Genomic DNA, 14087 nt, shown 5'->3' on the forward strand with positions numbered 1-14087 from the left:
AGCTTCCAGAGCGGGAAGCGGGACTCGACTGTGACGTGCCGGCCTCGCGGTCGAGCGCGCAGCGCGGACAGGCCGTCGGGGTGGCATCAGCAGCGACGTCCCCAGGCGGAGGCGATCGCGGGAAGGAGTGGCCGGAGCCGACCGCCTTCAGCCGTCCGGCCATCGACTCTGCGGCCGTGGCCGATCAGGGCCGACATGCTCCCCTCGACCGAGCGCGGCGTCGCCGTCGGCTGGCCGGGCGATATGGTTTCGGCCCAGTTCCGCAGCGCTGGCCTGAGGGCATGGGGTGCCTCCGCTCCGGGCCGGCCCGCGCCGTAACCGTGGAGTAGTGGGGAGCGTAGTCGCCGCGCGCCCCGGAAAAACAGGGTCCGGGGTCACGCACGACGATCATTCGTAGAGCGGTCTCAGTACCGCCACGGGCCTGCTGCGCTACGGGGGCGGCAGCCTCCGCGCGCAGCCGCCGAAGATGCCGCCGAGGGGTCGACACAGGCGCGCCGAAGCGGCGGAGGCCACCCGCACCCAGTACCCGGCCGAGCGTTCGCCGCGTCCACCACCAGGCCACCGAGTCTGTGTCGAACCGGTTCCCACCCGAGAGCGGCACGCCAGGTCCGGCCGGATTGGTGGTCCAGGTCAGTCCTCGGTCAGCTGGTGGCCGCATCAGCTCGCTCGACCAGCGCCATCGCGTGATCAGGTCGGCGAGTATGCAGACCTCGCCGCGCCACGAAAGCAGTCGTCGCGCGGATGCGTCCACGCACAGCCCGCGCGGGTCGCGCACCAGCGCAGGGCCACGCACACCACCAGGCGGCACCATGCTGGCCAGCCATCGAGCGGACGACCGGCCCGACGAGGAGAGCGTGCGGCCATGCGACTCCGGTGACGCTCAACAGCGTTGCGCCGAGGCACACGACCGCCGGCGCTAGGCGCAGGAGCGCGAGCGGGTGCGCGTAGATCGCCAGCACCACGCACGCGGTCAGGCTCATTGTGCTCTGGCCATCGGCGTACGGCGCAGGCTGACGTGACACCTCGACCGAACCGAAGACGCGCAGGTCAGCCACGACTGAGGCTGGCCAACCAGCACCTGGAGGGACCCTTGAGAGAGGAGGCGCTCGACGCGGCCGCGCCCGGTGCGTCCTCGGTAGCGCACCGTGCGCCTCGTCGCGCGCGCTGGGCTGGTGGAGAGGCAGCGGCACGCCGACCATGCAGAACGGACGCCCGCGCAGCAGCACGGTTGCCGGACGTCGCGTTGAGAGGACAGCTGGTGGCCTAGTCGTGATGCGGTGAGAGGATCCGGGCCCCGATTTGATGACAAGTCTAGAGTGGCTCGTCCACGCACCGCGCTCGCGAGCTGAGTTCTTTACGCGGTGGTGTGCCAAGCCTGTGGCGGGGGCGAGCTGTCGGTACAGGTCTCTGCGCAGCAATGCGTGGCCGCGCGACCATCGAGCCGTGCGGCGATGGGGCATGCTCGCGCTCATTGCCGCGACTCGCGGGCGCAGGAAGCGCGTCCAGACTGGGCCCCGCGTGTCAGGCCCCGGGCAGCATGGACAGTCAGCTCCGACTTCACGCCGGCGGCAGTAAATCCGTGACCGCGCGGCTCCGCGGGCAAGGTGGATCCGCCGCTGCCTGCTGTACGCAGGTGTCGACCAGGCCGTGCGGAGACCTAGGGTGCGCCCAGAGCACGCGCGACCGGAGACGGCCACTGCGGCCGAGCACCAGCGGGCCTGCGCCACGCACTTCCCCGTAGCGCGCTCTCGCGCAGCTCGCGGCATACTCAGCAGCTTCCATAGCTGATGACTGCTCGCGTATCCGGCGGTCTATCGAGATCGGCACTCACGGCATACAATTGAATCCGCGGACGACTCGAGAAGGCGCTGGCTAGCCGGGGTCGCGCATGGAAGCCGCGAGCGACAGATCTCTTGGGCCAGCGGCTAGCGACTCGGACAGCGCACGCGCGGAGGCTCGCTAGCGTGCGAAAGGTCAAGGCAACACTCGGACCGTCACGCAGTACACAGCACTACGAGCCCAGCGGCGAACAGTATCCTGATGCTTCCGTTCCTAGTCTGTGGACCTGCGCCGGGGAACGTCCCTTTGGTGGCCGAGACGATCGTGTCGCCGCATGCACCGACTTCGCGCACCCTCACTCGCCCGCGTGGCGGGGACATCCGTGCCGGCCCCACGTACGCGACGCCCTGCTGCTGTCTCTCCTTCGGCGGACCGGAGCCCCCGAGGACGTGGTCTCCTGTAGAGACGTCACCGCGCGCCGGAGGCATCCCGAAGGAGCGGCTGGCCGAGGTCGGCAAGCACTACTTCCTGTTCGGCGGGGGTCAGCCCGATCAACGAGCAGAACCGGAGCTGCTGGCCGCCCCTCCGCAAGGACTTCGCCGACCACGGCCTGACCTGCCGGTCTACTGGGGCAACCGGAACTGGGCGCCCTACCTGACCGACACCCTGCGCGAGCTGGCCGCCGACGGTCACCGCCGGGTGCTGGTGCTGGCCACCAGCGCCTACGCCGGCTACTCCGGCTGCCGCCAGTACCGGGAGAACCTGGCCGACGCGCTGGCCGCCCTGGAGGCAGAGGGCGTCACCGGGCTGGGCGTGGACAAGCTGCGCCACTTCTACAACCACCCCGGCTTCGTCGAGCCGATGGTGGACGCCACCCTCGCCGCCCTGGAGGGGCTGCCCGCCGCGGCCCGCGACGGCGCCCACCTCGCCTTCACCACGCACTCCATCCCGGACGCGATGGCCGACGGCTCCGGGGCCCCCGACGACCCGGCCCGGGGCGAGCCCGGCGGCGCGTACGTGGCCCAGCACCTGGAGGTGGCCCGGCTGGTCGCCGAGGCCGTCGCCGAGCGCACGGGCGTGACGGGCCGTCCGTGGCAGCTGGTCTACCAGAGCCGCAGCGGCGCGCCGCACGTCCCGTGGCTGGAGCCGGACATCTGCGACCACCTGGAGGGCCTGAAGGAGGCCGGCGCCCCGGCCGCCGTGGTGGTGCCGATCGGCTTCGTCTCCGACCACATGGAGGTCAAGTACGACCTCGACACCGAGGCCGCCGCCAAGGCCGCCGAGCTGGACCTGCCGGTCACCCGGGCCGCCACGGTCGGCGCCGACCCGCGCTTCACCGCCGCCGTGCGCGAGCTGGTGCTGGAGCGCGCGGCCGCCGAACGCGGGGAGCGCCCCGAACGGTGTGCGCTCGGGGCGCTCGGCCCCAGCCACGACGTGTGCGCCGTCGCCTGCTGCCCCAACCCGCGCGCCCCGCGTCCGGCCGCCGCCGAACGCTGAGCCGCCGAGCCGAACTGACGCGGCGTCGTCCTGACGCCGCGTCACCCTGACGGACCGTCGGAAGGAAACCCCGTGCCCGATCCCGCCCTGCTCGACGAACTCCTCGACGTGGCACTGGAGGCCGCCACCAAGGCCGGCGCCCTGCTCCACGACGGCCGCCCGGCCGACCTCGGGGTGGCCGCCACCAAGAGCAGCCCGGTGGACGTGGTGACCGAGATGGACCTCGCCTCCGAGAAGCTCGTCCTGGAGCTGATCGGCACCCGCCGCCCGCAGGACGGCTACCTCGGCGAGGAGGGCGCCGACCGGCCCGGCACCAGCGGGGTGCGCTGGGTGGTCGACCCGCTCGACGGCACCGTCAACTACCTGTACGGGCTGCCCTCCTGGGGCGTCAGCGTGGCCGCCGAGCTGGACGGGCGGGCCGTGGTCGGGGTGGTCGCCGTCCCGGCCCGGGGGGAGCTCTTCCACGCCGTGCTCGGCCGCGGCGCGCACCTGGACGGCGCCCCGATCCGCTGCCGCCCGGCCCCGCCCTGGGGCCAGGCCCTGGTCTCCACCGGCTTCAACTACGTGCGGGCCGTCCGGGAGGAGCAGGCCCGGGTGCTGCTCGGCCTGCTCCCGGAGGTCCGGGACATCCGCCGGGGCGGCGCCGCGGCGGTCGACCTGTGCGACCTGGCGGCGGGCCGGCTGGACGCCTTCTACGAGCGCGGCCTGCACGCCTGGGACCGGGCCGCCGGGCTGCTGATCGTCGCCGAAGCGGGCGGGGTCTCCGGCGGCCGCCCCGGCGAACCGGCCGGCGACGGGCTCACGGTGGCCGCGCCGCCGGCCACCTTCGAGCGCCTCACCGCCCGGCTGGCCGAGCTCGGCGCCTGACGGGCCGCAGCCGCACGCGCACCCCCGGCTCCCGCACCCCCGTACGCGCACCCCCGCTCCCGCACCCCGTGCCCGTTGTGCCCGGGCAGCACGAAGCCCTGGCACACGGGGGGTGCCAGGGCTCGGTCTGTGCGGGTGGCGCGGCGGTGCGGGTGGCGCTGGGTCAGGCGGCGGAGCGGTGCAGCTCCTGCACCGGGTCGACGCCGTGTTCGGCGGCGAGCCGGCGGAGGTCGTCCAGCTCGGACTGCTCGACCTCGGCGAGGAACTCGTCCCCGGAGGCGAGAGCGCGGTGCAGGTCTTCCTCGGCGTTCCTTATGCGCTGGATGATCCCGGCGGTGAAGGCGTCCATTCGGGCCCCCTTACGGTGTCGGACGGGCACGGTCCGGCGTTCCCCGATCCGGATGACGGCGACAACGGGAACGCCCCAGCCGGGCTCCCTGCTCCCCCGGCTGGTGCGTCAACGGCCTGCGGCCGCCCTATGTGACTCCGAAACCCGGACCGGTGCGGATGAACGCACGGCGGGTGGTGACCACGATCGGCGTTCGGCGCGATCGTGGGTGTGCAGCTCTACTCCCCGCCACCACCGCCGGGAAACCTGACGGGGACGGAAAGTTGCCCGCGTCACAGTCCGAACACGGAACCGTTCGACCTGACGTGCCCTGGTCGAGACCGACCGGCAGTCGGGGGGCGGCGTCGCGACGCCGGGGTGCGCACCTCGCCGGCTTCTCCTCGGTCGCCGATGCTCCGCATGGACTTCCTCGTCGGCGCCGCCGAGGCACGCACCCCAACGCCGCTCCTTCTTCCACCCCCCGACTGCCGGTCGGTCTTATCGCTGCTTTACCGCCCGACCAGGCAGGATGGAGCCACCGTCGGACCGCTGTGCCCGGCCCCGCCGCCGCAAGGCCGGTGGGTGTCCGCGCCGGTGTCCGCGCCCGGCCGCACCACGGCCTGCCCGGGCACCGCCACGGTGGGCCGCAGCCAAGCCGTAGAAGGGACAACCACCGTGCGGGTTCTCGTCGTGGAGGACGAGCAGCTGCTCGCCGAAGCAGTGGCCACCGGTCTGCGCCGGGAGGCCATGGCCGTCGACGTGGTCTACGACGGGGAGGCCGCGCTCCAGCGCATCGCGGTCAACGACTACGACGTGGTGGTGCTCGACCGCGACCTGCCACTGGTGCACGGCGACGACGTCTGCCGCAGCATCGTCGAGCAGGGCCTCGCCACCCGGGTGATCATGCTGACCGCCTCCGGCGACATCAGCGACCGGGTCGAGGGCCTGGAGATCGGCGCCGACGACTACCTGCCCAAGCCCTTCGCCTTCAGCGAGCTGGTGGCCCGGGTCAGGGCGCTCGGCCGCCGGGCCACCGTCCCGCTGCCGCCGGTGCTGGAGCGGGCCGGGATCTCGCTGGACCCGGGCCGCCGCGAGGTGCTGCGGGACGAGCGGCCGATCCAGCTGGCCCCCAAGGAGTTCGCCGTGCTGGAGGTCCTGATGCGGGCCGGCGGCGCCGTGGTCTCGGCCGAGCAGCTGCTGGAGAAGGCCTGGGACGAGCACACCGACCCGTTCACCAACGTGGTCCGGGTGACCGTGATGACGCTGCGCCGCAAGCTCGGCGACCCGGCCGTCATCGTCACCGTGCCCGGTTCCGGCTACCGGATCTGAGTCCGGGCCAGCCGACCTGACGCCGCGTCAGCCCGACCGGCCCCACCCACCACCGGCCCCGGACCGCCCCGGCCCCGGACCGCACCCGAGAGGACAGCCATGACCACCCCGCCCTCGCCCGGCGGGTCCTCCGGCGCGCCCGGAGGCACCCCGGCACCGCCGCAGCCGACCCAACCCCCGGCCGTGGCAGCGGCCCCGTCGCCGGCCGAGCCGGCGAGCGGCGGCGGACTGTTCGGCTGGCTCCAGCTGCGCCCGACCATCCGGATCCGGCTCACCCTGCTGTACGGCGGGATGTTCCTGATGGCCGGCGTGCTGCTGTTGCTGCTCATGTACTACTTCGTCCAGCAGGCCTTCCACGACGCCTCGCTGCCGTACATCAGGCTCGGGCCGAACGTGCAGGTCGCCCTGCCGAACGGCCAGGTGGCCACCGAGGGCACGTTCAACCAGCTGATCCGGGAGTACCAGCAGCAGGAGTCCGCGGACTCGCTCACCACCCTGCTGCGCAAGTCGCTGACCGTCATGGTCTGCCTGGCCGTGATCGCCTTCATCCTCGGCTACGCACTGGCCGGCCGGGTGCTCCAGCCGCTCAACCGGATCACCCGCACCGCCCGCGAGGTGGTCGGGTCGGACCTGCACCGCCGGATCGACATGGACGGCCCGGACGACGAGCTCAAGGAGCTCGCCGACACCTTCGACGAGATGCTGGAGCGGCTCGACCGGGCCTTCGACTCCCAGCGCAGGTTCGTCGCCAACGCCTCGCACGAGCTGCGGACCCCGCTGGCGATCAACCGGACCCTGCTGGAGGTCCAGCTCTCCGATCCGGCGGCCTCGCCCGACCTCCAGCAGCTCGGCAAGACCCTGCTGGCCACCAACGAGCGCAGCGAGCAGCTGGTCGAGGGCCTGCTGCTGCTCGCCCGCAGCGACAACGAGCTGACCGAGCGCCGCCCGGTCGAGCTGTCCGAGGTGGCCCAGCGGGCGGTGGAGGTGACCAAGCCGGAGGCGGCCGGCCGCGAGGTGGAGGTGCGCTCCCAGCTGCACCCCGCCGTGGTCGGCGGGAACGGCGTGCTGCTGGAGCGGATCGCGCTCAACCTGCTGCAGAACGGCATCCGCTACAACACCCCCGGCGGCTGGGTGGAGATCACCAGCGCCCCCGCCCCGGGCGGTGGGGGAGAGCTGACGGTCAGCAACACCGGGCCGGTGGTGCCCGGCTACGAGCTGGAGCACATCTTCGAGCCGTTCCGCCGGGTCAAGGGCGCGGACCGGACCAGGAGCGACAAGGGGGTCGGCCTGGGCCTGTCCATCGTCCGCTCGGTGGTCCGGGCGCACGGAGGCGCCATCGAGGCCACCGCGCGCCCCGGGGGCGGGCTCACCATCCGGGTCCGGATCCCGGGAGTCTGACCTCCGGGCGTCCCCGCGCCGCCCCGCCGTCCCCGTGCCCCCGCAGCCGCCCCCACCGGCCGCCCCGGTGCCTCCGCGTCGCTCCGTGTCCGGAGCATTCCGTTACGTCCACGATCGCCCAACAGCCGCCTCCGCCAGGCAAGTCAGCCGACATATGCCCTGGCGGGGGCGGCTTGTCTTTTGCCGCCGGGAGAACTTACGGTGTCGTAACCTACGCAGCCGTAAGGTGGATCGCAGCCACCCAGGCCCGACCGCGACCGCCGTCGTCCCTGCCCGCCCGAGGAGCACCGTGACCATCGCACCCGTGCAGCGCACCGTCGCCGCCCCCACCGCCGCCCCGCTCGCGACCACCGGCTGGACCGACGCGCGGCTGATCATGGCGCTCGAGGAGGTCGTGGAGACGGAGCTCAACCGGCACCTGAAGGTGGCCAAGGAGTGGATGCCGCACGAGTTCGTGCCGTGGAGCCAGGGCCGGGACTTCGACGGCGTGCTGGGCGGCGAGGCCTGGTCGCTGGACCAGTCGCAGGTGACGCCGCTCGGCCGGGTCTCCCTGGTGGTCAACCTGCTGACCGAGGACAACCTCCCCAGCTACCACCACGAGATCGCCACCATGTTCGGCCGCGAGGGCGCCTGGGGCACCTGGGTCCACCGCTGGACGGCCGAGGAGGGCCGGCACGGGATAGCCATCCGTGACTACCTGCTGGCCACGCGTGCGGTCGACCCGGTGGAGCTGGAGCGGGCCCGGATGTCGCACATGTCGGAGGGCTTCGAGTCCGACAACGCGCACAGCATGCTGCACTCGGTGGCCTACGTGGCCTTCCAGGAGCTGGCCACCCGGATCTCGCACCGCAACACCGGCAAGTGCGCCGGCGAGCCCCTCGCCGACCAGCTGCTGGCGAAGATCGCGAACGACGAGAACCTGCACATGATCTTCTACCGGAACCTGCTCAAGGCCGCCCTGGAGATCGCCCCGGACCAGGCCATGCGGGCCGTCGCCGACGTGGTGATCAACTTCCGGATGCCCGGCCACGGCATCCCGGGCTTCGAGCGCGCGGCGGCCCAGATCGCCATCGGCGGCGTCTACAACCTGCGGATCCACCACGACGACGTGCTGCAGCCGGTGCTGCGCCACCTCAAGGTGATGGAGATCGGGGGCCTGGGCCCGGAGGGCCTGCTGGCCCAGCAGGAGCTCGGCGCCTTCCTGGACGGGCTGGACGCGCAGGCCACCAAGTTCGACGAGCGGCAGGCCGCCCTGCTCGCGCGCAGGGCCGCCGCGGCCGCTCGGAAGTAGTCGCGGGGCAGGAGGATTCTTCGGGATTTGCCCGAAAAGTTCAGACTGTGACGGATCTCACACAAACGCCCTCGACCCGTTCGGATGATCTCTCTTGGTGATCACCGATCAGGGTGAATCGGCTCCGCAGGGTGACGGCCCGTTCGGCGGGGACAATTGTCGACGTAGCGTCAAATCCATGGCGTTGCAGGTAAGTTGGCGAATTGTCCCCTCGGCGGCCGTCGCTCAGCGTGACCATCCGAGTGCCCTGTCGCACCGGCGGTGGCAGCTCTGCGTGAACCCCTGACGGCCCCTCAGGACGTGCCCCAGGGGGCCGTTTGAGGGTGTCGATTGAGTAACGGGGCTTGAAGTAAGGCAAAATCTCGGCCTCGGGTCGGGCACAAGACCGGCCCCCCATGCGTTACGTGCGCTGGAGATACCCGCACACACCCAGAGGGGGAGAGCGAACAATGGCAACGGACTACGACACCCCACGCAAGACTGACGACGACGTCAACGAAGACAGCATCGAGGAGCTCAAGGCTCGCCGGAACGAGAAGTCCGGCAGCTCGGTGGACGTCGACGAGTTCGACGCCAACGAGGGCCTGGAGCTCCCCGGCGCCGACCTGTCCAACGAGGAGCTCTCCGTCCGGGTGCTGCCGCGCCAGGCGGACGAGTTCACCTGCATGAGCTGCTTCCTGGTGCACCACCGCAGCCAGCTGGCCGGCGAGAAGAACGGCCAGCCCATCTGCGTGGACTGCGGCGCCTGAGCCGGAGCGGGAACGGCCCGGGTCCGACGGTCACCGCCGGCCCGGCACACCACCCCGCCCGGCCTTGGGCAGCAAGGCCGGAGGCAGCAGCAGCGGCCGCTCCGGCGGTCGCGCCCGCACCACCGCACGGCCGGTCCGTCCGGCCGAGCGGCAGCAGTACCGGAACACAGGGACGGTCCCGCGTGACACCACGCGGAGCCGTCCCTCCTCCGTGTCCGGGGCCGCCCGGCGCGGACCTGCGCCGCTCGGGCCTACTTGGTGCGCCCGACCCGGCGGGCGTCGGCCAGGGCGTCGGCCAGCTTCTGCGGCGAGCGGGTGGACAGGTAGACGTACGGCGTCGGGTCGGCCGGGTCGGTCACCTCGACCCGGAGGGCCGTCGGGACGTAGCTGCGCAGCAGCATGAAGGCGCGCGGATCGGCCTTGCTGGTCCGCCAGGCGACCGTCTCGGCGGGGTTCAGCACGTGCGCGGTGCCCAGCGCCTCGGCGGGGATCCGGGCCTGCCCCGCCACCAGCGAGCCCTGCACCACCCGGATCCGGGCGGAGCCGTAGCTGCTCAGCGCGGCCGCGCCGAGGACCAGGCCGATCACCAGCGCGACCAGGGCCGCGACGGCGTCGAACCGGATCATGATCAGGCCCAGCGTGAGGCCGAGCGCGACGGGCAGCAGCCACCAGCTGCGCGGGACGGTGAGGCGTTCGTCGTACATGCCTCCATTGTGGGTGCGCCAACGCCGCCCACGGCCTCCGGGGGCCCCGCCGGAGGCCCGCCCGGGCACCTCGGGCGTCCGTGCGGGCGGGCGCCGGACACCCCGTGCACCGGAAGCTACCCGCCGGTAGGGTCGCGGGCGTGAACGCCTCCACCGACACCCCCACCGCAGCGCCCGCCCCACCGGCGCTCCCGCCCACCACCCCGCCCGCCGAGGCCGTGCTGCCGCCCCGTCACCCCCAGGCACCGGCGCCCGGCACCCACCTCGGCTCGCACTACGACCACTGCTTCGGCTGCGGCCCGCAGCACCCCCAGGGCCTCCAGCTCGACGCGGTGGCCGGGGAGGGCCTGGAGGTCACCGCCCGCTTCACCGTCCGCCCCAGCCACCAGGGCGGCCCCGGCCTGGCCCACGGCGGCGTCCTGATGACCGCCATGGACGAGACCATCGGCACCCTCAACTGGCTGCTGAACGCCCCCGCCGTCACCGGCCGCCTGGAGTGCGACTTCGTCCGCCCGGTGCCCGTCGACTCGGAGCTGCACATCCACGCCCGGATCACCGGTGTGCACGGCCGCAAGATCTACAGCGCCGCCGAGGGCCGGATCGGCGGACCTGACGGACCGGTCGCGATCCGCGCCCAGGCACTCTTCATCCAGGTGAAGCTGGAACACTTCACCACGCACGGTCGTCCCGAGGACATCAAGAAGGCCATGGACGACCCGGACCTGTTCAAACGCGCCCGAGCCCTTGAGGTGAACCCGTGAGCACCACCGCCCGCCCGCCGGTAGACGTCCTGATCACCCGGCTGGACCCGGAGATCCCGCTGCCCGCGTACGAGCACCCCGGCGACGCCGGCGCCGACCTGCGCACCACCGAGGACGCCGAGCTGGCCCCGGGCGAGCGGGCCGTGCTCCCCACCGGCATGGCGATCGCCCTGCCCGACGGTTACGCGGCCTTCGTGCACCCGCGCTCCGGCCTCGCGGCCCGGTGCGGCGTTGCCCTGGTGAACGCCCCGGGGACGGTCGACGCCGGGTACCGTGGTGAGATCAAGGTGATCGTCGTCAATCTGGACCCGCGCGAGCCCGTGAAGTTCCGCCGGGGGGACCGGATCGCCCAGCTGGTCATCCAGCAGGTCGAGAAGGCCCTCTTCCACGAGGTGGCCGAACTGCCCGGTTCGTCCCGGGGAGAAGGCGGGTTCGGGTCGACCGGAGGTCACGACAGGGTTACCATGCCCGCGCCAGCGCAGTAGCCGAGCAGTAGTCGAGCAGGTATTCGCATCGGTCTTGGACCGGGAAGGACAGTGACCGTGTTCCGTCGTCGCCAGAAGAGCGAGGACGCTGTCGAGCAGCTCGCCGACGACGCCATCAGCGCCGACGAGACGGCCGATGACGTCGAAGGTTCCGCCGACTCCGAGAGCGAGAACAGCATCGACCCCGCCGACCGGGTCGGCCTGCCGCCGGCCCCGCGCCCGGAGGGCCCCTGGGACGTCTCCGAGCTCGAGACCCCGCAGGACGGCCGGGTGGACCTCGGCGGTCTGCTGATCCCCGGCGTCGAGGGCATGGAGCTCCGGGTGGAGGTGGCCGGCGACGCGATCGTGGCCGCCACCCTGGTCCTGGGCAACAGCGCCATCCAGCTGCAGGCCTTCGCCGCCCCCAAGTCCGAGGGCATCTGGGGCGAGGTCCGCGAGGAGATCGCCACCGGCATCACCCAGCAGGGCGGTCTGGTCGAGGAGGAGGAGGGCCCGCTGGGCTGGCACCTCCGCGCCCAGGTCCCGGTCCAGCTCCCGGACGGCACCCAGGGTGTCCAGCTGGTCCGCTTCGTCGGCTGCGACGGCCCGCGCTGGTTCCTCCGCGGCGTCATCTCCGGCCAGGCCGCGGTCCAGCCCGAGATGGCGGGCGTCCTGGAGCAGGTCTTCCAGCAGACCGTCGTGGTCCGCGGTGAGACCCCCATGGCCCCCCGCGACCCGATCGTCCTCAAGCTCCCCGAGGACGCCCAGATGGTCGCCGACGGCGGCGCGGGCGTTGTCGAGGGCGCCGGCTCCCGCTTCGCGGACGCCTCGCTCGACCCCTTCGCCCGCGGCCCGGAGATCACCGAGGTCCGCTGACGCGCAGCGCGCTTCGCCCCCGCCCGGTCCGCCGGGCGGGGGCGATTTGCTTGTGGGGCGCCGATCCCCGTACAGTTCCGGAGTCGCCGCGAGAGCAGCGAACAAAAGCAGGTCAGATGGATGAAACTCCGGTGAAACGGAGCGGAAAACGTCTGATAGGCTGGGAAAAACGAACGAAGCGCCCGGAGGGCCCGCTGGAAGGCGGACCGAAGGAAGCCACCGTTCCTTGAGAACTCAACAGCGTGCCAAAAGTCAACGCCAGATATGTTGACATCCCCGGCCTCACCGTTCGGTGGGGTTGGAGATTCCTTTATGAAGTAAACACTAGCGAGGACGCAGTGCGCGGGACCGCCCTATTCCGGTGGTTGCCGTGCCGCTCAACGCGGGTGCTTGCCGGATTACCGGTAGACATTCACGGAGAGTTTGATCCTGGCTCAGGACGAACGCTGGCGGCGTGCTTAACACATGCAAGTCGAACGGTGAAGCCCTTCGGGGTGGATCAGTGGCGAACGGGTGAGTAACACGTGGGAAATCTGCCCTGCACTCTGGGACAAGCCCGGGAAACTGGGTCTAATACCGGATATGACCTTCTTCCGCATGGTTGAAGGTGGAAAGCTCCGGCGGTGCAGGATGATCCCGCGGCCTATCAGCTTGTTGGTGGGGTAATGGCCTACCAAGGCGACGACGGGTAGCCGGCCTGAGAGGGCGACCGGCCACACTGGGACTGAGACACGGCCCAGACTCCTACGGGAGGCAGCAGTGGGGAATATTGCACAATGGGCGAAAGCCTGATGCAGCGACGCCGCGTGAGGGATGACGGCCTTCGGGTTGTAAACCTCTTTCAGCAGGGAAGAAGCGCAAGTGACGGTACCTGCAGAAGAAGCACCGGCTAACTACGTGCCAGCAGCCGCGGTAATACGTAGGGTGCGAGCGTTGTCCGGAATTATTGGGCGTAAAGAGCTCGTAGGCGGCTTGTCACGTCGGGTGTGAAAGCCCGGGGCTTAACCCCGGGTCTGCATTCGATACGGGCAGGCTTGAGTGTGGTAGGGGAGATCGGAATTCCTGGTGTAGCGGTGAAATGCGCAGATATCAGGAGGAACACCGGTGGCGAAGGCGGATCTCTGGGCCATTACTGACGCTGAGGAGCGAAAGCGTGGGGAGCGAACAGGATTAGATACCCTGGTAGTCCACGCCGTAAACGTTGGGAACTAGGTGTTGGCGACATTCCACGTCGTCGGTGCCGCAGCTAACGCATTAAGTTCCCCGCCTGGGGAGTACGGCCGCAAGGCTAAAACTCAAAGGAATTGACGGGGGCCCGCACAAGCAGCGGAGCATGTGGCTTAATTCGACGCAACGCGAAGAACCTTACCAAGGCTTGACATATGCCGGAAACGTCCAGAGATGGGCGCCCCCTTGTGGTCGGTATACAGGTGGTGCATGGTTGTCGTCAGCTCGTGTCGTGAGATGTTGGGTTAAGTCCCGCAACGAGCGCAACCCTTGTTCTGTGTTGCCAGCATGCCTTTCGGGGTGATGGGGACTCACAGGAGACTGCCGGGGTCAACTCGGAGGAAGGTGGGGACGACGTCAAATCATCATGCCCCTTATGTCTTGGGCTGCACACGTGCTACAATGGTCGGTACAAAGGGCTGCGATGCCGCGAGGCGGAGCGAATCCCAAAAAGCCGGCCTCAGTTCGGATTGGGGTCTGCAACTCGACCCCATGAAGTTGGAGTTGCTAGTAATCGCAGATCAGCATGCTGCGGTGAATACGTTCCCGGGCCTTGTACACACCGCCCGTCACGTCACGAAAGTCGGTAACACCCGAAGCCGGTGGCCTAACCCTTGGGAGGGAGCCGTCGAAGGTGGGACCAGCGATTGGGACGAAGTCGTAACAAGGTAGCCGTACCGGAAGGTGCGGCTGGATCACCTCCTTTCTAAGGAGCACATAGCCGGATGTGAGCGAATGTCTCACACGGTTGCTCATGGGTGGAACGTTGACTATTCGGCACACTAGGTAGGCCCTGTTAGTACTGCTTCGGCGTGGA

Annotated in this window: 11 protein-coding genes and 1 rRNA gene; 10 read left to right on the forward strand and 2 right to left on the reverse strand. The window is 70.7% G+C overall.

Annotation, left to right across the window (positions count from 1 at the left end):
• Nucleotides 1-2088 precede the first annotated feature (2088 nt).
• Both ABD946_RS29135 and ABD946_RS29140 read left to right on the forward strand, forming a co-directional pair.
• Nucleotides 2089-3276: a ferrochelatase gene (locus ABD946_RS29135; RefSeq protein WP_345288505.1), complete on the forward strand. Its 1188-nt coding sequence runs from the start codon at nucleotides 2089-2091 to the stop codon at nucleotides 3274-3276.
• A gap of 72 nt (nucleotides 3277-3348) precedes the next feature.
• The gene (locus ABD946_RS29140) at nucleotides 3349-4143 is read left to right on the forward strand and encodes an inositol monophosphatase family protein (RefSeq protein WP_345288506.1); all 795 of its coding nucleotides are present in this window, start codon (nucleotides 3349-3351) and stop codon (nucleotides 4141-4143) included.
• 163 nt (nucleotides 4144-4306) lie between these two features.
• Here the strand turns inward: ABD946_RS29140 and ABD946_RS29145 are convergent, their stop codons facing one another.
• Complete coding sequence (locus ABD946_RS29145) at nucleotides 4307-4492, reverse strand: hypothetical protein (protein ID WP_345288508.1); 186 nt, start codon at nucleotides 4490-4492, stop codon at nucleotides 4307-4309.
• A gap of 654 nt (nucleotides 4493-5146) precedes the next feature.
• Between ABD946_RS29145 and ABD946_RS29150 the strand changes: the two genes are divergently transcribed.
• The 4 genes from ABD946_RS29150 (at nucleotide 5147) to ABD946_RS29165 (ending at nucleotide 9238) form a co-directional block, all read left to right on the forward strand.
• A complete protein-coding gene (locus tag ABD946_RS29150) occupies nucleotides 5147-5800 on the forward strand; it encodes a response regulator transcription factor (protein ID WP_345288510.1) in 654 nt (217 codons plus the stop codon).
• Nucleotides 5801-5899: 99 nt separating this feature from the next.
• A complete protein-coding gene (locus tag ABD946_RS29155) occupies nucleotides 5900-7198 on the forward strand; it encodes a sensor histidine kinase (protein WP_345288512.1) in 1299 nt (432 codons plus the stop codon).
• Nucleotides 7199-7487: 289 nt separating this feature from the next.
• Nucleotides 7488-8489, forward strand: a complete 1002-nt coding sequence (locus ABD946_RS29160) for an acyl-ACP desaturase (RefSeq protein ID WP_380149864.1) — start codon at nucleotides 7488-7490, stop codon at nucleotides 8487-8489.
• A gap of 449 nt (nucleotides 8490-8938) precedes the next feature.
• A complete protein-coding gene (locus tag ABD946_RS29165; protein WP_345288514.1) occupies nucleotides 8939-9238 on the forward strand; it encodes a DUF4193 domain-containing protein in 300 nt (99 codons plus the stop codon).
• Nucleotides 9239-9489: 251 nt separating this feature from the next.
• On the opposite strand, the gene ABD946_RS29170 is transcribed toward ABD946_RS29165, so the two are convergent.
• A complete protein-coding gene (locus ABD946_RS29170; protein WP_345288516.1) occupies nucleotides 9490-9942 on the reverse strand; it encodes a DUF3093 domain-containing protein in 453 nt (150 codons plus the stop codon).
• 140 nt (nucleotides 9943-10082) lie between these two features.
• Here ABD946_RS29170 and ABD946_RS29175 point away from each other — a divergent pair, with 140 nt between their 5' ends.
• From ABD946_RS29175 to ABD946_RS29190, 4 genes are all read left to right on the forward strand, one after another.
• On the forward strand, nucleotides 10083-10703 hold the full coding sequence (locus ABD946_RS29175) for a PaaI family thioesterase (protein WP_345288518.1): 621 nt from the start codon (nucleotides 10083-10085) through the stop codon (nucleotides 10701-10703).
• On the forward strand, nucleotides 10700-11188 hold the full coding sequence (dut, locus tag ABD946_RS29180; protein WP_345288520.1) for a dUTP diphosphatase: 489 nt from the start codon (nucleotides 10700-10702) through the stop codon (nucleotides 11186-11188). Before ABD946_RS29175 ends, dut begins: the two co-directional genes overlap by 4 nt.
• A 57-nt stretch (nucleotides 11189-11245) precedes the next feature.
• Nucleotides 11246-12043, forward strand: coding sequence for a DUF3710 domain-containing protein (locus tag ABD946_RS29185; RefSeq protein WP_345288522.1), 798 nt, complete (start codon nucleotides 11246-11248; stop codon nucleotides 12041-12043).
• Between the two features lie 411 nt (nucleotides 12044-12454).
• Nucleotides 12455-13976 (forward strand): 16S ribosomal RNA (locus ABD946_RS29190).
• The last annotated feature ends 111 nt before the right edge of the window (nucleotides 13977-14087 follow it).

This window comes from Kitasatospora albolonga, from assembly GCF_039535905.1.
GTDB lineage: Bacteria > Actinomycetota > Actinomycetes > Streptomycetales > Streptomycetaceae > Kitasatospora > Kitasatospora albolonga.

Excerpts from the sequence above, each read along its gene's own strand:
- ABD946_RS29155 (WP_345288512.1), top strand. The coding sequence starts at position 5,900 with ATGACCACCCCGCCCTCGCCCGGCGGGTCCTCCGGCGCGCCCGGAGGC.
- ABD946_RS29170 (WP_345288516.1), bottom strand. The coding sequence starts at position 9,942 with ATGTACGACGAACGCCTCACCGTCCCGCGCAGCTGGTGGCTGCTGCCC.
- ABD946_RS29165 (WP_345288514.1), top strand. The coding sequence starts at position 8,939 with ATGGCAACGGACTACGACACCCCACGCAAGACTGACGACGACGTCAAC.
- ABD946_RS29145 (WP_345288508.1), bottom strand. The coding sequence starts at position 4,492 with ATGGACGCCTTCACCGCCGGGATCATCCAGCGCATAAGGAACGCCGAG.